The organism is Photobacterium sp. J15 (assembly GCF_963870815.1).
Classification (GTDB): domain Bacteria; phylum Pseudomonadota; class Gammaproteobacteria; order Enterobacterales; family Vibrionaceae; genus Photobacterium; species Photobacterium marinum.
Genome location: NZ_CAWMUI010000002.1, coordinates 476,669 through 496,276, shown reverse-complemented (window position 1 = coordinate 496,276; position 19,608 = coordinate 476,669). Strand labels below are relative to the sequence as shown.

Annotated in this window: 18 protein-coding genes; 9 read left to right on the top strand and 9 right to left on the bottom strand. The window is 42.8% G+C overall.

The annotated features are described in order from the left end of the window. Positions 1–33 precede the first annotated feature (33 nt). Both AACQ93_RS19080 and AACQ93_RS19075 read right to left on the bottom strand, forming a co-directional pair. On the bottom strand, positions 34–729 hold the full coding sequence (locus tag AACQ93_RS19080) for a pirin family protein (protein ID WP_064607813.1): 696 nt from the start codon (positions 727–729) through the stop codon (positions 34–36). Positions 730–925: 196 nt separating this feature from the next. Beyond that, a complete protein-coding gene (locus AACQ93_RS19075) occupies positions 926–1,822 on the bottom strand; it encodes a DsbA family protein (RefSeq protein ID WP_064607811.1) in 897 nt (298 codons plus the stop codon). A 378-nt stretch (positions 1,823–2,200) separates the two neighbouring features. Here AACQ93_RS19075 and AACQ93_RS19070 point away from each other — a divergent pair, with 378 nt between their 5' ends. Together AACQ93_RS19070 and AACQ93_RS19065 are read left to right on the top strand one after the other, a co-directional pair. After that, the gene (locus tag AACQ93_RS19070; protein ID WP_064607807.1) at positions 2,201–3,100 is read left to right on the top strand and encodes a LysR family transcriptional regulator; all 900 of its coding nucleotides are present in this window, start codon (positions 2,201–2,203) and stop codon (positions 3,098–3,100) included. 222 nt (positions 3,101–3,322) lie between these two features. Continuing rightward, a complete protein-coding gene (locus AACQ93_RS19065; RefSeq protein ID WP_064607804.1) occupies positions 3,323–4,414 on the top strand; it encodes an NADH:flavin oxidoreductase in 1,092 nt (363 codons plus the stop codon). Between the two features lie 143 nt (positions 4,415–4,557). Here the strand turns inward: AACQ93_RS19065 and trmY are convergent, their stop codons facing one another. Continuing rightward, positions 4,558–5,154 (bottom strand): tRNA (pseudouridine(54)-N(1))-methyltransferase TrmY, encoded by a 597-nt coding sequence (trmY, locus tag AACQ93_RS19060; protein WP_007464033.1) that lies wholly within the window; start codon positions 5,152–5,154, stop codon positions 4,558–4,560. A 662-nt stretch (positions 5,155–5,816) separates the two neighbouring features. On the opposite strand from trmY, the gene cspE reads away from it, so the two are divergent. Then, positions 5,817–6,029, top strand: coding sequence for a transcription antiterminator/RNA stability regulator CspE (gene cspE / locus AACQ93_RS19055; protein WP_064607802.1), 213 nt, complete (start codon positions 5,817–5,819; stop codon positions 6,027–6,029). A gap of 279 nt (positions 6,030–6,308) precedes the next feature. Here the strand turns inward: cspE and AACQ93_RS19050 are convergent, their stop codons facing one another. The 4 genes from AACQ93_RS19050 to AACQ93_RS19035 all read right to left on the bottom strand — a co-directional run bounded on the left by AACQ93_RS19050 (position 6,309) and on the right by AACQ93_RS19035 (position 10,844). Next, positions 6,309–7,361: a Gfo/Idh/MocA family protein gene (locus AACQ93_RS19050; RefSeq protein ID WP_232323363.1), complete on the bottom strand. Its 1,053-nt coding sequence runs from the start codon at positions 7,359–7,361 to the stop codon at positions 6,309–6,311. Between the two features lie 119 nt (positions 7,362–7,480). Next, positions 7,481–8,359, bottom strand: a complete 879-nt coding sequence (locus AACQ93_RS19045; protein ID WP_064607800.1) for a helix-turn-helix domain-containing protein — start codon at positions 8,357–8,359, stop codon at positions 7,481–7,483. Between the two features lie 74 nt (positions 8,360–8,433). Further along, on the bottom strand, positions 8,434–9,813 hold the full coding sequence (locus tag AACQ93_RS19040) for a Na+/H+ antiporter NhaC family protein (RefSeq protein ID WP_064607798.1): 1,380 nt from the start codon (positions 9,811–9,813) through the stop codon (positions 8,434–8,436). 101 nt (positions 9,814–9,914) lie between these two features. Next, on the bottom strand, positions 9,915–10,844 hold the full coding sequence (locus tag AACQ93_RS19035) for an aromatic alcohol reductase (RefSeq protein ID WP_064607796.1): 930 nt from the start codon (positions 10,842–10,844) through the stop codon (positions 9,915–9,917). Between the two features lie 261 nt (positions 10,845–11,105). Here AACQ93_RS19035 and AACQ93_RS19030 point away from each other — a divergent pair, with 261 nt between their 5' ends. Beyond that, entirely contained in the window at positions 11,106–11,813 is a 708-nt protein-coding gene (locus AACQ93_RS19030) for an HAD family hydrolase (protein WP_064607794.1), read from the top strand. Between the two features lie 137 nt (positions 11,814–11,950). Here the strand turns inward: AACQ93_RS19030 and AACQ93_RS19025 are convergent, their stop codons facing one another. Both AACQ93_RS19025 and AACQ93_RS19020 read right to left on the bottom strand, forming a co-directional pair. Then, positions 11,951–13,204, bottom strand: coding sequence for an HD-GYP domain-containing protein (locus AACQ93_RS19025; RefSeq protein ID WP_064607792.1), 1,254 nt, complete (start codon positions 13,202–13,204; stop codon positions 11,951–11,953). Between the two features lie 289 nt (positions 13,205–13,493). Continuing rightward, positions 13,494–14,456 (bottom strand): SphA family protein, encoded by a 963-nt coding sequence (locus AACQ93_RS19020; protein ID WP_198160202.1) that lies wholly within the window; start codon positions 14,454–14,456, stop codon positions 13,494–13,496. A 295-nt stretch (positions 14,457–14,751) separates the two neighbouring features. Here AACQ93_RS19020 and dhaK point away from each other — a divergent pair, with 295 nt between their 5' ends. From dhaK to AACQ93_RS18995, 5 genes are all read left to right on the top strand, one after another. After that, on the top strand, positions 14,752–15,819 hold the full coding sequence (gene dhaK, locus AACQ93_RS19015; RefSeq protein ID WP_064609618.1) for a dihydroxyacetone kinase subunit DhaK: 1,068 nt from the start codon (positions 14,752–14,754) through the stop codon (positions 15,817–15,819). Positions 15,820–16,092: 273 nt separating this feature from the next. Beyond that, on the top strand, positions 16,093–16,506 hold the full coding sequence (locus AACQ93_RS19010; protein WP_232323362.1) for a FixH family protein: 414 nt from the start codon (positions 16,093–16,095) through the stop codon (positions 16,504–16,506). Continuing rightward, the gene (locus tag AACQ93_RS19005; protein ID WP_064607787.1) at positions 16,490–17,776 is read left to right on the top strand and encodes a cytochrome-c peroxidase; all 1,287 of its coding nucleotides are present in this window, start codon (positions 16,490–16,492) and stop codon (positions 17,774–17,776) included. Before AACQ93_RS19010 ends, AACQ93_RS19005 begins: the two co-directional genes overlap by 17 nt. An 18-nt stretch (positions 17,777–17,794) precedes the next feature. Beyond that, on the top strand, positions 17,795–18,829 hold the full coding sequence (locus AACQ93_RS19000) for a hypothetical protein (RefSeq protein WP_064607785.1): 1,035 nt from the start codon (positions 17,795–17,797) through the stop codon (positions 18,827–18,829). Between the two features lie 522 nt (positions 18,830–19,351). After that, positions 19,352–19,549: a hypothetical protein gene (locus AACQ93_RS18995; protein WP_007464005.1), complete on the top strand. Its 198-nt coding sequence runs from the start codon at positions 19,352–19,354 to the stop codon at positions 19,547–19,549. Positions 19,550–19,608 lie beyond the last annotated feature (59 nt).

Genomic DNA, 19,608 nt, shown 5'->3' with positions numbered 1-19,608 from the left:
TTTCTCCAATACTGTGAGTAATCTTTTTATGATTTATTGAAATTTCTCAGTGCCTTGAATCAGCACCAATCCAAAATCTTCATCTGAGGTAAGTTTCAATGCTTCACCCTCCATGAGATCTCCCACTTTCACTGGCTGTCCATTAGCTACCGCAGCCCCCTTAGTAATCATGGCGACGAAAGGCTGTTCACAACTGACAGACTGGCCTTTTGGGATAAAACCAACCTGACAAGTCATACTGCTATGAAAGCTCTCGGCTCCCTTTCCACCCAGTACGGTTGTCAGCTCACCTTCTTTAAGGCTGAAATTCTGGTAATCCGGCTGCAGGCCGTTTTCCGGAGGCAAAAACCAAATTTGAATGATTTCAGCCTTGGCATCGTTCATGCTGAACTCTGCGTGTTGCATTCCGGTTCCCGCCCGCTGAACCTGAACGCCTGGCCCTTCAATGACGGTTCCGTCACCAATCGAGCCTTTATGACCGACAGCACCATTCAGAATCACACTCACAATGTCTACATCATTGTGAGGATGTAGCGGTGCGCCATCATTAGGTTTGAAATAACCACTAGCGAGATAGATGAAATCTCCAAGGCCATGACTGATGTCCTGACGCTGACCCGCGTCCTTCCAAATGGCCGGATTCTTCACCATATGGGTTTCAACTATTCCGGCGAAACCACCGACAGGTAGATCATTCCGATGGATAATGCGAAGAGGCTGAGCATTCATAACTTTATTCTCCATTCCGAGCCTTTAATTGTAGAAATCGCCCGCAAATTTAATTGAGTTTAGTTAAAGGCTCTTGTGTTGCGGGCTTGTAAATAAAGATAATCCATTCCTGAAACAATTAAATCTGTGTTAATTTGAATACTTAGTATTCTCTTCAGGAATAGTGATAACTGTGGATAAACTGGCTAGTTTTTGGTTATAAAGAACACGTACCACTTAGAGGATTACACGATAATATACTTGGAGTTATTGAATACATTACACCATTACCCAGGTTCTTCTCTTTTATTAACCCTTGATTTGTAAGTTCCGCTAATATTTCATTCGCTCTTTGTTCTGAAATATTAAAAACAGTTGTCACTTCGATAAGAGCAATACTTTGGTGACGACTAATAAAGTCTAATACTTGCCCCTTACTGACCTTAATTTCTTTTTGGTTTATTCGATTACCGGACAACTCTCGCAAACAAAAATCAAAAGTTTGATATGGAATGTAGCCATTTAATATAAATTCATCGTTATTTCCCTTCACAATATAACTAGGAAAGCCATGAATAGCTTTTTGTCGACACTCTAGGCGATCACGGTGAAATGCTTTGATAGCAGCTCCACTTTCAATGCTATCTCTGAACAGATCGACATCCAACCCCACCTCTAGTGCAAGAGCTTCCTGAACTTCTCTATGCTGAATGATTTGTCGTTCAATAGATGCCGCTTCCCGCAACCTTCTCAAATAGCGATGTGCCTTTATTTCCCCTTGAAATGTGGCGACTTCATAAGCAATGCAAGCCGGATGTGTTGAAAAATGCTCATTTTTCATATCATAGAAGACGCGCTCATCTACAGGCATTTTATGGCGGCTTGAAGCTTCCAACCAATGTGCCGCAACTTCTTTATACCAATATTCGCCACCAATACCGTTGGCCGGGTCATGAAATTGCCTGATGTCCTCAACTAAGCCCCCCATAACATAACGAATATGAATCTGTTCACCATACTGTTCTTTTAACTTTCGAAGTATTGGCTCTGATCCCCAACACCAAGTACAATAAGGATCTGTATAACAAATAATTTCAATAATATTCTCTTTCATAATATTCAACTTCAAAGTTATATATACCTATGAAAAATCAATCACGACCAAGATCTGAGCGTTTTTAATCGGTAACCTTAGACATATAAATAATGCAATGGATTTTAAAAAAACTTTACTACTAAAAACAACACTCCACGTAATTCTCATATAACGAGAGGCTTTCCACTTCTCAAATAAGCTCTTCAATTTTAATTTAAGTGCCATTTTCAACTGCAGAACGATGCGTTATTTCCTTGCTGGAATTTTAACGAAGCAATGTAAAATAAATTTCAACAATAGCCTACTCAACAGTTTTTTAGTGTAATCTATGCTTGTAATAACTACATTCAGGCTTTTATGAATACAAGGTATTCCCAATCGGAATAATGAAGATCAATGGATACACTAATTGCTATGCGCTCATTTGTACGGGTTGTTGAAACCGGGAGCTTTTCCACTGTTGCCAGAGAGGAGAACACCACCCAGGCAACAATCAGCAAACGCGTAGCTGCGCTGGAATCAAATCTGGGCACACAGTTGCTGGTAAGAGGAAGCCGAACTCACACACTGACTGAGACGGGACAAAGCTATTATGAGCGTGTGATTAATATATTACGTGAAATTGAGCAGGCCGAGAGTGAAGCCAGATCGTTAACAACGACACCAAGAGGAAAACTTAGGGTCACGGTTCCAGTCATGTTTGGAACCCTCTATATTGCGCCAGTAATTCCTGATTTTTTAGCCACTTATCCTGAAATCCAACTCGATCTGAAATTTAGTGAGAAGATGGTTGATCTGGTTGAAGAAGGCATTGATGTTGCCATTCGACTGGGTGACTTAAAAGACTCTTCAATGATAGCCCGACGTTTAGGCTCGGACGATCTCATTATTGTCGCCTCCCCCGGTTATCTGGAGAAACACTCAATACCTCAGCACCCACTTGAGTTAAAGCAACACAACTGCCTCGTTTATAGTCTGGGTGCCAAGGGAAATATCTGGAACTTCTCAAACCAAAAGGAAGATAGCGCCGTTCAGGTTTCAGGTAATTTTCAATGTGATACCGGATGTGGTCTGATGGAAATGCTGCTGGCAGATACCGGCATCTCGTTTATGCCCACCTGGCTGGTGGCACCCTATATCGAGTCTGGGCAACTGGTTCATATACTCAAAGACTACTATAAAAGGTACCCAATCAATGCCGTTTATCCGCTAAACCGTAACATCCCACTTAAAACAAAATGTTTTATGGACTTCATAGAAGAAAAAATCAAAACGAACCCGGTTCTTACGGCATAAAACCAAGGTTGAATGCAGCTGATTCAAATTCAACCAAACATGATCTTTCAACATGAAAATGTCTCGACTTTAATCCAGATTAAGGATCTTCATCCGTATTGTCGTTATTGTGCAGTTACTCATCAAACTCACTACACATACATAAAATATTGTATAGCTGTTCTTTTCTGGTTCTTTGTAACACTGATGAATAGCACTAAACCGATTTAAAGAGGATTGGATTTGAGCACTTTGTTTTCAGAAGCCCGTCTTGGCAACATGACGCTTAAAAACCGCTTTATCAGAAGCGCTACATGGGAAAACCTTGCCACAGAAGATGGTCATATGACGGATAAGCTATACGCTATCTACGAAGAACTTGCCAAAGGTGAAGTCGGTCTGATTGTAACGGGTTATGCCAATATTGTAGAAGAAGAGAAGCCCAATGCTGGCATGATGGGAATGTACAATGATTCCTTTATCGATGAGTACAAAAAGCTGACCGAATTAGTGCACTCCAATGATTCCAAAATCGTGATGCAGCTTGCCTACGGTGGTACTAAAACCACTCACAACGTCGGCGAAAGGGTAATTTATGCACCGAGTGAGGTACCAGAGCGAGGTACAGGAACACTTGGCAAAGCGATGACTAAAGACGAAATCAACTACATCATTCAGGCATTCGCACAAGCAAGCCGGAGAGCCCAGGAGTCAGGCTTTGATGGCGTTGAAATTCACGCAGCGCACACCTATTTGATCAACCAGTTTCTGAGCCCGTATTACAACCGTCGAGAAGATGAATACGGCGGCAGTCTCGATAATCGCATGCGATTCCTATTGGAGATCTACACAGAGATCAGAAAGCTGGTCGGTGATGAATACCCGATATTGGTTAAACTGACTGCATCGGAGTTTTTTGAGGGTGGCTTAACCTTCGATGAAACACGCACCATCTGTAAAAAATTAGAAGCCATTGGTGTAGATGCGATCATCATTTCGGGCAACATTCATGGCAAAGCAAACACCATGATTGGTGAATCTTTTGATGGTCATACCCTGCAGGAAGAAGGCTATTTTCATGAATACGGCGATATAATTAGCCAGGATGTGAATGTGCCTGTAATTACTGTTGGTGGCCTGAGTGATATTGATGCTATTGAAGAGATCGCAGATAGAACCAACATTCAATACTTTGCCCTATCACGACCTTTGCTTGCTGAACCTCATTTACTCAAGCGCTGGAAAGAAGGTAACAGAGCACCAGTAGACTGTGAAAGATGCTCAAAATGCCGCACAAGACGTGGCAACTTTTGTGTCGTTCATAAGAAGAGATAATTGAGTCAGATTGCCTGGCAAACACAAACTGAAGTACCAGATCTGGTACTTCAGTTTGAACAAAGAGAGTTACCCATTTGGGTTAAAGATCTGAATCTTAATTGAAAAAACAAAAGCGGTAACTCTCATGTGAATTGATAGGTCTATTGACAGAGATCCAATTCATTGTGAATCAATACCACACACTGGGAGGCAAACAACATCTTTGGCCCTAAACTGATTTTTGTTGCTCCTAATCGCTTCAAACTGTTGAAACTCTTCTTCGGCATAGGGATATGATCTGTAAGTATAAAACAAGGGTTGCCGTTAAATTCCTGCTCACGAATAAAAGTTCCTTTTTTATCCATCATGAACAGCTGATAATCCTCAGCTAACTCCTGCACCAGTTTTTCAAAACTAATAGTCTGAACGGTAATCCCGGCTTCTACTTCACGCTTTTGCTCCTTGCTCATACCTTTGGATAGGTCTAATGCCCGGGCAACCTTATTCATAAGCGCTTGCTCATGAAAACCACCGATATTACTAATCTCATTAGCTCTGAAGCAAATGGTACGGGAAAAGTCTTGAGTGCTTTCCAGCACTAAGTAAACCACGACATCTTCGCGGTGCGATTGTGCCACAAAGATAGAGTTCATCAGAGTGTGGGCCAGAATTTCGGTGTGGGCCTCCTGACCTACTGATGCCAATAATTGCTGACTGTCGGTAGGAGCGGATCTGGCTCGTAATACAAAGGCGCGCATAGATGATTGTCCTATTGATATGAATATTGCACTTCTTATAAGTACTGATGCCTATGGTAATTTAGTCACCATACATTGTGGTCGGCTATTATCACAGCTTTAGTTGGTTATGTAACTGTAATTAACCGCGTGAACAAAATTAAAGGTATAAGACCTAACTAGAAATGTGTTCCTTTGCGTCCATCCTCACTAGAAAACGCACATTAATAGATCATTTTGGCGATATTTCCCACTCATTAGCAACGCATTTTTCTAATGAGACCTTACACATCACACTAGAGCAGTTAGCTGAAATGGCTTTGGAAAAGAACATTCAGCTCGTTACTAGGCACCTGGTGAATGAGAACGCATTGGCATGACTGTGAAATTGATAAAAGTTTGGAATAAAAGAGATTGTCACACCTCAAAGTCAGAGCCTGAATTGGTGTTAAAAAAAAATGAAAATAAATCTTTACAACGTTCAACACTAAGGTATCATTCACCTCGCTCTGTTGTTCAGATTTATTAATGAAACTCAAGTCAAAGTAAAACCTCAGAATTCCTTCGTTATTGTTGTTATCCTTAGTGTTTCCCTTAGCTTCATCGTCACATTCAATACTTCAGAACTTCAGCGCATCGCATCATCGCGATTACATTATGAATTTATATATAAGGGACACGACATGTCTAACAAAACAACTGGTATTGTAAAGTGGTTTAACGAAGATAAAGGTTTTGGTTTCATTACTCAAGACAACGGCGGCGCTGACGTTTTCGTTCACTTCCGTGCAATTGCTTCAGAAGGTTTCAAAACACTGTCTGAAGGCCAAAAAGTATCTTTCGATGTAGAACAAGGTCAAAAAGGCCCTCAAGCAGCTAACGTAGTTAAGCTGTAATTTGACAAGTTGGCGTAAGTGGTACTATCACCATTTACGCCAATTATAACCTACCATTCTAAAATTATTCATACCTCTCTTAGAAAGATAACCGTTTCAAACATCTACTCTTTTCATATTGCCATGCTCAATGGTTTGCAAAAAATTTTGGTCTCAGCAATATCGCTTGTTCATTAGCTACTCTCCGTAGTGTGCAAAAATGCCTATTTGAACTGATCTCACGAAGATAAATAACCATTTGCTATGAGATAAAGCGTTACTAACGGTTTTGAAGCTACCTTACCCCATTGAACGAACTAAATGCTGAAAGCCATTCGCTGTTAAGCTGGCTTCCATTATTGAAATGACTTGTCGGCTAGTCTCAGAACGCATGACATCAGATTGATATTTTCCATCAAGTATAAGTGAAGAAATATGCTCAATCTCGTATTCAAATCCCCCACCTCTCACGAGTGTAGTAATTTGTTGCTTCTTTCCCTGATATAAAATGTCAATGGTTCTTGGGTTCCACCACTTTTCATGGATGGTTATTTCAAGTTCAGGACCTCTAATTATGGCTTCACGCTTTAGGTTACGAGTAATAGAGGCGCAAATTTTTCCTTTGATCTCTCCCTCAAAAAGTAACTCTACATTTTCGTCTACTTCAGATTTAGCATTGTCTTTACTATGTTTCGCTGAGGGTTCTAATACTGAAGTTTTCATGAGTTGGCATAAATCAGTGTACAACCATAAAGCATACACACCCACATCTAATGTAGCCCCACCACATAAATCAGGGTTGAATATTTGCTGACTGGTATCGAACTCATGCCAGTTGCCAAACGCAGCCTCAACAGAGTCAATTTTCACATTGTTATCTTTAATAAACTGTCGCAATTCACGATAAGCAGGAAAGGCAACTGACTTCATTGCTTCGACTAAAAGTAAGCCCTTCTCTTTAGCGAGCGAAGACATTTCATCCCAGTCTTCTGTATTAGTAAAAGCAGGCTTTTCAACCAAAACGTGTTTACCGTGAGTTAAAAACAGCTCAGTCATGCTTTTATGAAAAGGATGAATTGTAGCAATGTAGACAACATCAACATTTGGGTCTTCTGCTAATGCCTGATATGAACCATAACTATTTTGACAGTTGTATTCACTGGAGAACGCCTCGGACCGCTGCAGGTCTCTTGCCGCGACAGCATATAGTTCTCCATTTTCAACATGCTGGGTAAGATCTTTTGCAAATCGATGTGCGATTTTACCTAACCCGGCAATACCCCAACGAACTTTCTTATTAGTCATACTCATACTTAATAAATCTAATTTTGGAAGTCGGATATTTAAAGCCATAAGCATTCAGTTGCTAACGCTTATTCTTCGTTCGAACCAACATAAGTAAACATCACAAGCAACATTTATACAACTATTTTTCTTTATAAAATAATAACTTAGAACAACTCACCTCCTATCTATAACTCCGGCGTCGCATACTGTTTTTGAAACTGGAGCGGTGTTAACTGAGTTTGTTTTTTAAAGTACTTCACAAAGTTACTGGCATCCTCGAAACCGAAGTCGTAAGCCATTTGCTGGGAAGTAGTATTTGTTACGACTAAACGACGTTTCATTTCAATGATGGTAAAGGCATCAACCATCTGTTTTGCGGTTAAGCCTGTTGCTAACTTACACACTTGGTTGAGCGTCTTATAGGTTGTATTAATTTGACTGGCATACCAGCTGGCATCTCGACTGTGCTGGAAGTGAGCTTGCATCAGTTCAAAAAAACGAGCGAGCTTAACGCTTTGCGCCTGTGTCAGTTGGTCATAACGAAGCTCAGGACGCAGTCGGTGCAATATCAGGGTCAGCGCAGAGAACAGATACATCACAATCAGAGGATCGGATTGATCCAATCCAATCTCAGTGATCATTTCATTAATCAATGAAGGTACTCGCTGAGAATTTAGCCCATCTAAATGCAATAAAGGGTTATGCTGGTGATTCAGGTGTGTCGGAGTAAAGTTCGGCAAGCGCATATTAGCATGCACCTGATCAAGAAATGCCTGAGTAAAGAGCATAACTTTACCTTGCGGCTTCGAGGAAAAATCAAAGGCATGAACCTGTTCTCGCTGGACAAAAATGAGCGAACCGGGTGAGAAAGCATAGTTGATGAAGTCGACCATGTGCACACCTTCACCCTGCTCAATGTAAACCAACATGAAGAAGTTTACCCGATGCGGAGTTTGAGGATCATGAGACAAGTTTTGTCTCTGGTACAGTGATGAAAGATCGAAAATTTCTAACTCAGCCTGATTGGTTTTCTCATGGTTAAAACCAATATGTGGAATGTCCATTCACCGCTCCATCCAAGACACGAAAACGCAGTGTAAAGGATGGAACTGATGAGCATCAAGTTATTAAGGTGTCCCTAGCCCATTGAACCGACAATGATGTATCCGGTGAATGACAGTACCGCAAAACTCAGTGTCAGCGGAAGTTGCGTTCTAAAGTGCCGCTCTGGCTCACAATCAGCCGCCGATGCAGCCACAATAACCGAATCTGAAATCGGCGAGCTTTGATCACCGAAAACGGCTCCCGATACTAATGCACCAATCACTAGCGCCACTTCAAGTCCAAGGCTCATTGCCATCGGAATAACAATTGGCGTCAAAATACTCACTGTCGCACCTGAGCTTCCGGTAGAAAATGAAATCACAATTCCAGCCAGGAATATGACGGCAGGCATAAACCAAAATGGAAAATTAGTCGCCAGCATACCAGCGAGGTAATGCCCTGTACCTAACAGCCCTATGATATGGCTTAGGGTAAAAGCCAGAACCAGAATGACAACAGCTGGCAATATTTGTTTAAACCCCTCCATTACCCATGCCATATACTTACCGAACACAACACCCGCTAAGCGATATATAAAGCCTGAACCAATCAATGTGATGAAACCACTCCAATAAATAGCATCACTAATAGTTCCTTTGAGCGGATTCCCGTTTCCGGTCGTTGTCATTATCAAGAATATAGAACCCAGCAGAATTGCAATCGGCATCATTAACATCATCACCGTAACAACACTAATAGTTGCTTTTTCAGCGTCGGTGCTTTCCCGTTCTTTCTGAGTTCTTTCCCTGTTAATGTTTAACGAAAAGTCATGCCTGAATATCGCTAATACCGGAACAGACAACAAAACCAGGATGGTATAAAACTGATAATGAATAGCGTCAAACAAGTAGGCCATTGACTGCCCCGAAAGGACACCTTGTTCAACCTGCGCATTAAGCAGACTGGCTAAAAACACTCCAGCCCCGCTAACAGGCAGCAACCAGGCTAAAGGAGCACCGGTACTGTTAGCCACATAAGCGAGTTTTTCCTTCGACAAATGCTGTTGGGCAAACAACGGCCGACCAACTAAACCGACCATCATCATCGAACCAATCCCTTCAAGACACATCAGAAAGCCCATCAGAAAAGTCAGGATCTGAGCTCCCTGCTGTGTGTTAACCCACTTTTTCTGCTCAGTCAGCATCAGGATGGCCTGACTAACCGCCCCCGACTGGCGAAGAACGTTAATAATGGCACCGATCACCAAAATAAAGATCAGACTTTTTACTGTACTTTCTGAGCTAAAAGTCTGAGCCACCGCATCAAAGCTCATGGTGATGCCTGTCAGTAAATCCCTTTTTAATAAAATCGCTCCGATTAACACACCAGAATAGATGGATAACAGAGCCTGTCGTGTCGTAATAGCAAGAGTAATAGCAATAATTGGGGGTAATAAGCAAACCCAAGTGTTCATGACTGGTACTTCAATATATGGGCGGGATTAGTTTGACCATGAAGCTGAATCCCCCATGGTCAAAGGAGTATAAAAATAGATAAGCGGAATAATGACTCTGATTATTTCTCAAAAACAAAGTCAGGATCGGCCAAAGCCTGCTCCGGCGTCATACTCACCTGATATTCCGGATACAATTCTGCTGTACCAAGGGTTTCATCGGTGAAAGAGGCCAGCTTACCGATCACATAAATGACGTAATTAATACCCCAACGTTCACGATCGGTTTCCGCGCCCTTCTTCGCAGTCACTTCATCACCAGCAGTATTACGGGCCTCAGTAATAAACTCAGATGAGAAGTGTTCATACTCAAAATCATAGTCAGGAAAATTAGCTTCAATCTGCTCCAGCATTTCATTTTGGCTAAGCACATTAAAATCCAGCTGAACACAGCGGTTTACTGTCCGGTCGTCAGTTAATGCCATAGCCGCAACTGCGCCGATATCATTGATGTGGTGGGTGTAAATTGGAATATCGAGATCACCAAACGTTGTGATCTTCCTGAAAAAGCGCAGGTTAGGCAGGAAGTAATCAAAAATCCCGCCGGTGTAAAAGAATGTCCAGCTTAGGCCAGACTCAAAGATCTTCTGATGCAGGGCTTTCTTATGGTCAAAGATAACCCCATCGCCCAGTTCTAAACCACGGGTATGAGCACCAAATTCAGTCGGTACAAAACGCTTCACACCAGCTTTTACCGCAGCATCTAACCATAACGGCTCTGCTTGGGTAACAATATATTTTGAACCGGGAACGGCGCAGATCAGAGTCTCGACACCTGCCAATGTTGTCGCCATCAGATCGACATCCATCATGTCCTTCACTTCTACCACTCTGGCACCCAAAGCCTGAAATTCACTTATCTTTTCAGTGTTTAGGCTTCGGGTAAGAACAAGCACATCATGGCCTAATGACAATAAATTCTTTGTTAAAGGCGTACCAACCTGCCCGGTTGCACCAATTACTGCGACAGTTTGTTTTCTGAAGGTATACATAGCTCGGCTCTCTCTGAATCCGTTTCTGATAACGCAATCAGTGTAGCTCTGAGCCCCCTGTCACCACACGGTGCAGGTACGCCAAAAAATGGTAAATATCGAACCTGAAACTGAACCTGTCTCAATTAATCCAGCCAATAGTCCTATTGCGCATATTCAATGAGGATTCACTGTTTCCACTGATGAACACTTTTAGGCTGTTCAACAGGTTCAATCTTCTTTATTTTTTAGAGCTATCAGAACAAATAAAACGAGGGAATAATGAAACTGGATGCAATCCTTTGGGATTATGATGGAACTATAGTTAACTCGGTGCCTAAAAATATTGATATCACCAAAAATATTTTATCGATTGTTGCCCCGCATTTAACCGGTGATAACCTTCCTCATTATTTACGCAGTGAAACGGCTTACCATCAAGCAAATCACGCAGCCAAAAACTGGCAGGAACTCTATATTAAATACTACGGCATGACCGAGCAGGAAATGCTGACTGCCGGTTCATTATGGGCAGAGCATCAGTTAGCGAATACCACACCAGTAAGGTTGTTCACTGGTATCGACGATGCTGTTCGCGGCCTTGCTGACGTTCCCCATGGGATCTGCTCTCAGAACTCGTCAAAAAACATCTATAACGTATTAGCCGACTCTCAGGTTGAACACTTTTTTAAAGCCGTTGTGGGATACGATGATGTCCCAAGCCATAGCCAAAAGCCATCACCGGAAGGTGGCCTTATTTGCCTGGAACAAATATTCGATACCCCAGCAAATAAAACATTAATGTATATCGGTGATCATGAAGCGGATGTTCAGTTCGCTCGCAACCTTCATGCAGCTCTAGGCCAGAATGCCAATGTTATTTCAGTCGCAGCGGCCTATAGCGGAGCCAATCCTGACAGATGGTCGGTAAAACCGGATTATGTTATTCACTCACCTCAAGAGCTGACAAACCTCTGTCATTCGCTCTGATAGAGAACATAGAGCACACCATTAAAAATAAGGGCCGTACATCCAATTACGGCCCTTATTAGATGTTGAACTACCAAACTCATTCAAAATGAATGACTGGCTCCTCAATGGATAATGTTAAAACTCTCAATAACGTATTAACCTTCACACTGAGCCAACTCCTGCCCCTTAGCAAGGTCAAAACATTCATCTGCATGTTGCTTGAGTAAAATTACAATTTTGCTATCAAGCTTGTCTTTGATAACTAAGTCGTCCAGCTTATCAATAGCCAGATTTAATGACATGCCTTCCTGATACATCCTGTCCTGTACCAATTCCTGAAAAACATCTGCGACCGCAATAATCCGGGCTTCAATACTTGAATCTTTTTCATAGGGGTAAAACGGGTGTCCAACTCCATCCAGTCCGACATGGTGAAATGCAGACCAGCTAGCTATATCTTCAAGCCCATTTACATGCCTTAAAATTTCATAGGTTTCGTAGCTGCATTGTTTCATGAAAGCGCATTCGCTGTCGGTTAAGGTTCCCGGCTGCTCAACAATGGTATCAGGTATATAACGCTTTCCGAGATCATGTAGCAGACAGGCAATTTCAATCTTTTCACACCGTTCTTTAACCAACCCAAGGGAGACCGCCAAGTATTTCGCCAAATTTGCTACCCTCACGGAATGGAGATCAGTAAACGGACTTCTCTGAGCAACAATATCAGCCATAAGTAATGCGAACTGTTTAAGCTGAGGGATATTTAAAGTTCGACTATTATCAAATTGCCCCATATCCCTTGTATAACAAGTGACATGGCGCTCCTCCAATGCTGTCCAGAAGACCTCTGATTTGGCGACTTGTTTAAACGCCCACACAAATGACGGTTCAAAATAAGTTCCGGAATATTTGGCAATAGAACTGACGACTTTTTCACTCACCGGGGATGAATCTGTTTCACTGTGAGTAGCCGCTAGAACGTCAATCCGATCGGAAATAAATATCAGGTTTGCCATTAAAGCAACTTGAGCACTGACATCTGTTCTCTCAAGATCTTCCCATGGCGTATGGTGGTAAAGCACAGGCGTGGCAAATTTAGCTAATGGTTTGAAACCATTTAATAAACGGTGACCATTTTCGCAGTGTATTTGAGCATCATTTCCGTTGAAATTATTAACAAGGTAGGAATGCATTTGTGCAGTCGATACACCACAGTCGTGCAATAAACCAAGTTCAAATGCAAATGCTATAGCCTCATCACTATATTCCAGCTGTTTTCCTAACTGACTGGCAATATAGCCTACCCGTTTACCATGGTTCCTGTCATCCATACCGACCAATGAAACCGCCGCCTCCATAGCAATTATCAATTGGCGAAGATCGACCTGTAGCCCCGAGATTCCGTTCATCTTATCTCCTTGATTTATTAATCTGCTTCCACCCCAATAAAAACTGACCTTATGTATTTCGACCCAAATAATGAATGCATCTACTATCCAGACTAGCAACAGAAAGTTTTATTGAAATAATTCAACTTATATAAATCTGAAGTGCTTCAAATATCAGAAGTAATAACCGCTTCACACTGCGATTTTCAGATATATACAGAAAGAAATTTAGGTTACTTAGATATATAGGGAAGATTGCAGGCAGCAAATCATCACCACTACTTTTTCTTAGAGCTGACTACCTGCAATCTTAATAGGTCATGCTGAACTTCAATGAGAAATGATTACCATCCGGCGATCTGGTGTTTTCAACACTGTAAAAGCATTTCAGCTCAGCCATAATAGCTGCCCCCCCCCACCAGCTTCGGTAGCTAAGTACAGGACCGAGCCCAACTCCGTGGCTTTTAAAGTCGCCTGCACTGGCACCGGAACCACTGTCTCCGCTAAGCTGGCGAAACAAGTAACCACTCACACCGATTCCGGTAAAACCACCAAGTAAGATAGCGTATTGGACATAAGTCGACGCCAGATGAAACTGAGCACCGGTGTGATAATCCGTATCCGTATTCCTGGTATTAACTGCCATACCGCTAAACAACGAAAACTCCCGGCCAACCGCAGGCTCAATATGAACCAGGCCAACAATGGGCTCGAACGTCCAATAATTAGTGCCGGTATTAGCCAGGCTTTCGGCATCATAACGTCCGGTCGGAGCATAAATATTAAAGCGAACATCCCCCCACCACGTTCTGTTGACAGCGTATGACAACATCAAGGGTGACAAAAGAATATCCCCGGCTCCGCTATCTTTATCACTCTTTCGAACGCCTGAATTTCCACTCCCTATCGTTGCTGTTACCTGTTGCGAAATATAAGGGATCTTCATCCCTGCTGAATACATCCAATCTTCGGCAATCTCCCGCCCCGGATTCCAATTCACTGCAACAGCCAGCATTTCAGATTCAATATCAACATCCGTTGCTAGAAACCTGCCAAGAGGCACAGGTGTTCCATTATGGCTCACTCTGCCCTCATGACGTCTTGTAGAAACATTTATAACCAAAGACTCTGAAGGCGAAGCACGATCAATCACCGAAGCAATACTTCCCGGCCAATAATGACTCTGTCCTGCTTCAGCCGCCACGCAAGAAACACTTCCACCCCCAAGGAGTGATACAAACAGCGGCATGATAACGGCACTTCTCAGCAGCACATTCAACATACCTTCTTCGCTATTAATACTGTTTCATTCAGCACAGCCAGCGCTACTCCGTTGGGATTATTCATCACATAGTCATAGCGTAGCCAAAACCATTCATTCAGATACCACAAGCAGAAGAAAACAAAGTAAAAATATTACTGATGAGAACATTCAGTAATAATGAGATCCCATTTATGTTCGGAAGCTTTAACCACTATTGGCTCACATAACAAAGCCTGATACGGAAAATCAGCCACCGTCTACTAACATAAACAGACAAACGTTTGGACAGATGAAGGCCCTTGCCATGAAAAAAATGATCAACCGGGTTGATGATGTCGTTTCAGATCAACTTAAAGGTTTTGCCAAAGCAAATCCGGATCTTATCGTCAGCCTGGATCCTTTCTATATCTCCAGACAAAAACCAGCCAATCCCAAAGTTGCACTCATCTCCGGCGGCGGAAGCGGTCACGAGCCAATGCACGGCGGCTTTGTCGGCCTCGGAATGCTAGACGGAGCCTGCCCGGGTGAAGTTTTTACCTCACCGACACCGGATCAAATGTATGAATGTGCCAAACAGGTCGAGAGCGGTAAAGGCATACTGTTTCTGGTCAAAAACTACACCGGGGATGTCATGAACTTTGAAACCGCCGCCGAACTGCTTCACGGAGACGGTTTTAAAGTCCAGGCTGCACTAATTGATGATGACGTCGCGGTAAAAGATAGCCTCTATACCGCCGGGCGCCGTGGCGTTGCAGGGACCGTTCTGGCTGAAAAAATACTCGGGACTGCAACAGAGCAAGGTTACAGCCTTGATGAATGCAGCAAGCTTGCCAAAAGAATCACCAATCACACGCGTTCTATCGGAATATCCCTTGCGGCATGCACGGTTCCGGCAGCAGGCATCCCCGGCTTCACGCTGGCTGATAACGAAGTTGAATTTGGTATCGGAATCCATGGTGAACCCGGCATCAAACGAATGCCCTTCACAGACAGTGACAGCATGGTAACTCAAATGATGGAACGCCTGCTTGATAACACGCCCTATGAAAGAGATGTCCGCCGCTGGGATAATGACAAGGGCGAGTGGCTTGAAGAAAAGTGGACAACCTCACCGCTGATTCAAGGCGATAATGTAATCGTTCTGGTCAATAGCCTTGGTGGCACCCCCCTTTCTGAACTGTATTGTGTTTACCGTAAAGTCGCCGAAATTGTGGAAAAGAATGGACTAAGCATAGAGCGCAACCTGATTGGCGCTTACTGTACATCACTGGATATGCAAGGGGTATCAATAACAATACTTAACGCCGATGATGAAATGTTGTCTCTCTGGGATAAACCGGTTCACACTCCGGCACTGAGGTGGGGCTGCTAATCAGAACATTTTGTTTTTTCTACGGCGACATCGTTGTCGCCGTTATTATTTCTGTTACCTAAATTGGATTCATTCACCAAATAACGATGAGAAATAAATCCATTTCATATTGAAAGTAAAAACAATACTCATTGAAAACAACAGAGTTATGTTCTGTACCTTTATATAAATCTTTCGTTAGTATGAATCTTCCGCTAATTCTTGATAATGAACTTGATCCAGCCCCTCATAAGACAATACTTCAATTATTAATAATAAAAAGGCTAGGCTGTCGTGATTAGTACAAGTAAGGGTGTTTCGTCGTTATTTATTTTTTTGATACCTTTACTTTCGGAGGCTTCAACACAGTTTCCAGTAACCGTACAACACGCCTCTTATACAATCACAGCCGAACCAGCCGAAAAACCAATAGTTCTCAATAAGATTCACCAATGGTTTGTTTCCATCAATGATACAAATGGCACCCCCGTCCAAGGATTACGTTTCGACGTTAAAGGTGGGATGCCTGAACATCGACATGGGCTGCCGACCAAACCTAAACTAATCAGTGAAGGTCAGCCGGGGCAATATATCATTGATGGCGTTAAATTTAATATGACCGGGAAATGGCTACTTGAGCTAATCGATTCGGATACTCCGATAACGTATCGAATAGAGTTTGAGTTAGACCATGCCAACAGCCAATAAAATTATCTTATGTCTTAGCTTATTTATCGGCGTAACTTTTGTTTATGTCGTTTTATACAATCAAAAAACAAGCACCGTTAGCTTAACGGAAACAGAGCGGGCGATAATTAACAACTTACGCCTACCACCTCGAAACATAGTTCAGGATGATTCAAACAAACTGTTACACAACCCCAAAGCTGAAATACTGGGAAAGTTTCTTTTTTTTGATACCGGATTAAGCCGCTCTAAACAGATTGCCTGTGTGAGCTGTCATCAACCTGAGCATTACTTCTCTCTGCCTTCAGACAGTGAGATCACACTGGATAAACAAGTTCCGACGTTACTCGGCGTCGCCAGTTTCAGCTGGTTTATGATGGATGGTCGAGCAGATAGTCTATGGGCACAGGCGCTACTTCCACTTGAAAACCATATCGAGCATGGCGGTACACGCACCCAATATGTCCAGTATGTACTGAGCCGTTACCCTGAACTCTATCAGGAGGTCTTCGGAGGCTTCCCCTATGAGCTGATAAGCGCAGATTTACCCGCGCAAGCCTCACCTTTAAGTCAGTACCCGCAAGAGCAACAAACATGGCAACAGATACCGCCTCATATACAGCAAGCCATTAATCGTGTTTTCAGCAATATCGGAAAACTACTGGCCGCTTACCAGGCAACATTGTGGCCCACTGAATCCCGATTTGATCGCTTTGTCGATCAAATCAGCACAGCAACCAACAGAACTATCGGCGAAGCCATAAGTCTCCTGACATCTGATGAAGTAGCCGGTCTGAAACTGTTTATCAGTGATCAGGGTAAGTGCCTACGCTGCCATAACGGTCCGCTTTTAACTAATGGCGACTTTCAGGCCACAACGGTTCCCACCCCTCACCCTTCAGCAGAAAAAGGCCGGCTGAAAGGCATCGAACTCGCTGTTGCTGATCCGTTCAATTGTCTAGGCATATTCAGTGACAGTAATCCATCGGAGTGTAAAGAACTCATTTACAGCAAGAGATACGGAGATGAACTTAATAGCGCCACCAAAGTACCGAGCCTGAGAAATATCGGTAAAACTGCTCCATACATGCACTCAGGGCAGTTAACCACCCTCAATGAAGTGCTTCATTACTATAACCGGGCAGCAACCCCTTTCGGCGCACACTCAGACTTAGAGCCTTTAAAACTATTGCCTTATCAACTCAACCAGCTCGAAGCATTCCTGTTAACACTGACTGAATATGACAGTCCGATACAACAACAGCAAGAAACGTCGGCAGCCACCAAATAAGAAATCAGGAGCTCTCTTATGATCAGAAACCAAACAACTAACATTTGGCGCTGGCTTCCCATCACACTGATCCCAATAGCGCTTTGCCTGAGCAGCAATTGTTTTGCTCATGTGCGCTGGTTCATCGCCGATGGCACCAACCCTGAAACCACATTGCCTTATGACACCGTCAGCCTTGCTATCGTTTTTGCAACTATAAGCCTGCTTCTGTTTGCGACAACTGTCAGTTATCTGCCATTACTGCCAAATCGCCTGAAAACAGGATTAACACATCCTGTTATCTCTGATTACCCCTGGATGTGGTATCTGTTGATCCTTGTCATTAACTGCTATCTCGCCGTCAACCTGTTAATGGGTGAGTTTCTCGCGCCAAACCTGTACTTATCACCTCAGGTCGCTATCTATGGCGTATTAATTCAGGCGGCTGCAATAGTATTGATGGCGGTTTCCGTCAGCCTGACTGGCTTTGCGATTGTGCTCACCTCTTTAGGACTCTTTGTTTTCTTCCCGTTTTTCATTGCCCTCGACTATGTATTTGAATTCTTATTTGTCGGCCTGGCTATGATTTTTATTGGCCCAAGCCTGAACAATAACGACAACAAATTTTGTATATCACTCGGACAGCATAAAAAACAGTGGCGCAGCATTGCAGTAAACCTGATCCGTATCGGACTCGGCCTTCAACTACTTGAGCTTGGCATCCACAACAAACTCATGCTGCCGGGTATGGCTCTGGCCTTTATCGATCAAAATGCCTACTACAACTTCTTCCCGCTTCTGAATTTACCTCAGGTCAGCAACCTTCACTTTGTACTTTTCGTTGGCCTTAGCGAAGCCATCCTTGGTTTACTGCTGATCACTAACCTCGCAAACAGACTCATCTATGGATTGCTACTTATGATCTTTATGCTGACATTCCTGCTATCAGGTACGGAGGAGCTGGTTGGTCATATGCCGATTTTCACTGTGTTACTCATTCTGTTTCTTGAGGCAGGGGGACCGCTGAATGTAAAACAGCCAATGTTCGGTAAAATTGAGAAAGGAAAAGCTTGAGTTTTTTAGCCTCAAAAGCAACAAAGCCCCGCCAAAAATGGCAGGGCTTTTAAATTCGGTTATGAGGCGGAACATGAATAATTTCCATGCACGAATGTCAGTGTTCGATTGACTCTTGCTTCATAAGAACAGTGAATGATACTACCAAGGATTGAGCTTGAAAATAGCGAATTGAATCAACTGATTACCTTTCACTCAATAATTTCAACAAAGCTTGCAAGGTGCTGAAAATAAAGAATTTTTAAGTTCAGTTATTCTCTAAATCTGAGAGAAAAAGCGACTCATTCACGGTAGGTCAAAAACGGAACATTTGTAAGCGGGAAATTTGATCTGAACCCCTTCATTTCTTCTGGGGGGGAACTGTCAAAGATACCTTTGAACGGCTCCGGTGCAAAGCATGTTTTCATGGAATTTGCACAATTATGCGATATATCACAATCTGGATTTTATCATCTTAACTCCGGCAAAATCGTCTGATAAAGATAAGTTGATTTCGACGCAAGGTTTCTATAGGAGGTAATTGTGTCTATCAATTCTATCGACCACACTGAGATTGCTGACGTTGCTTCTAAGTGGGATTACAAAGACGAAACTGCTTCAAACCTTTCGCCATCAAAGCGTCAACAGGCAGAAGCAAGACGTCGTATTGAAATGCTTCGCGACATTCGTGAAAGCGGCCTAACCATCGCAGAAGCGAAAGAACTGGGACTAATTCACTAATCAACCAAAGACCAATATAAACAAACAATAAAAAACGTCACCGTTCGGTAACCTGCCGT

Excerpts from the sequence above, each read along its gene's own strand:
- AACQ93_RS19080 (WP_064607813.1), bottom strand. The coding sequence starts at position 729 with ATGAATGCTCAGCCTCTTCGCATTATCCATCGGAATGATCTACCTGTC.
- AACQ93_RS19075 (WP_064607811.1), bottom strand. The coding sequence starts at position 1,822 with ATGAAAGAGAATATTATTGAAATTATTTGTTATACAGATCCTTATTGT.
- AACQ93_RS19070 (WP_064607807.1), top strand. The coding sequence starts at position 2,201 with ATGGATACACTAATTGCTATGCGCTCATTTGTACGGGTTGTTGAAACC.
- trmY (WP_007464033.1), bottom strand. The coding sequence starts at position 5,154 with ATGCGCGCCTTTGTATTACGAGCCAGATCCGCTCCTACCGACAGTCAG.
- cspE (WP_064607802.1), top strand. The coding sequence starts at position 5,817 with ATGTCTAACAAAACAACTGGTATTGTAAAGTGGTTTAACGAAGATAAA.
- AACQ93_RS19050 (WP_232323363.1), bottom strand. The coding sequence starts at position 7,361 with ATGGCTTTAAATATCCGACTTCCAAAATTAGATTTATTAAGTATGAGT.
- AACQ93_RS19045 (WP_064607800.1), bottom strand. The coding sequence starts at position 8,359 with ATGGACATTCCACATATTGGTTTTAACCATGAGAAAACCAATCAGGCT.
- AACQ93_RS19040 (WP_064607798.1), bottom strand. The coding sequence starts at position 9,813 with ATGAACACTTGGGTTTGCTTATTACCCCCAATTATTGCTATTACTCTT.
- AACQ93_RS19035 (WP_064607796.1), bottom strand. The coding sequence starts at position 10,844 with ATGTATACCTTCAGAAAACAAACTGTCGCAGTAATTGGTGCAACCGGG.
- AACQ93_RS19030 (WP_064607794.1), top strand. The coding sequence starts at position 11,106 with ATGAAACTGGATGCAATCCTTTGGGATTATGATGGAACTATAGTTAAC.
- AACQ93_RS19025 (WP_064607792.1), bottom strand. The coding sequence starts at position 13,204 with ATGAACGGAATCTCGGGGCTACAGGTCGATCTTCGCCAATTGATAATT.
- dhaK (WP_064609618.1), top strand. The coding sequence starts at position 14,752 with ATGAAAAAAATGATCAACCGGGTTGATGATGTCGTTTCAGATCAACTT.
- AACQ93_RS19005 (WP_064607787.1), top strand. The coding sequence starts at position 16,490 with ATGCCAACAGCCAATAAAATTATCTTATGTCTTAGCTTATTTATCGGC.
- AACQ93_RS19000 (WP_064607785.1), top strand. The coding sequence starts at position 17,795 with ATGATCAGAAACCAAACAACTAACATTTGGCGCTGGCTTCCCATCACA.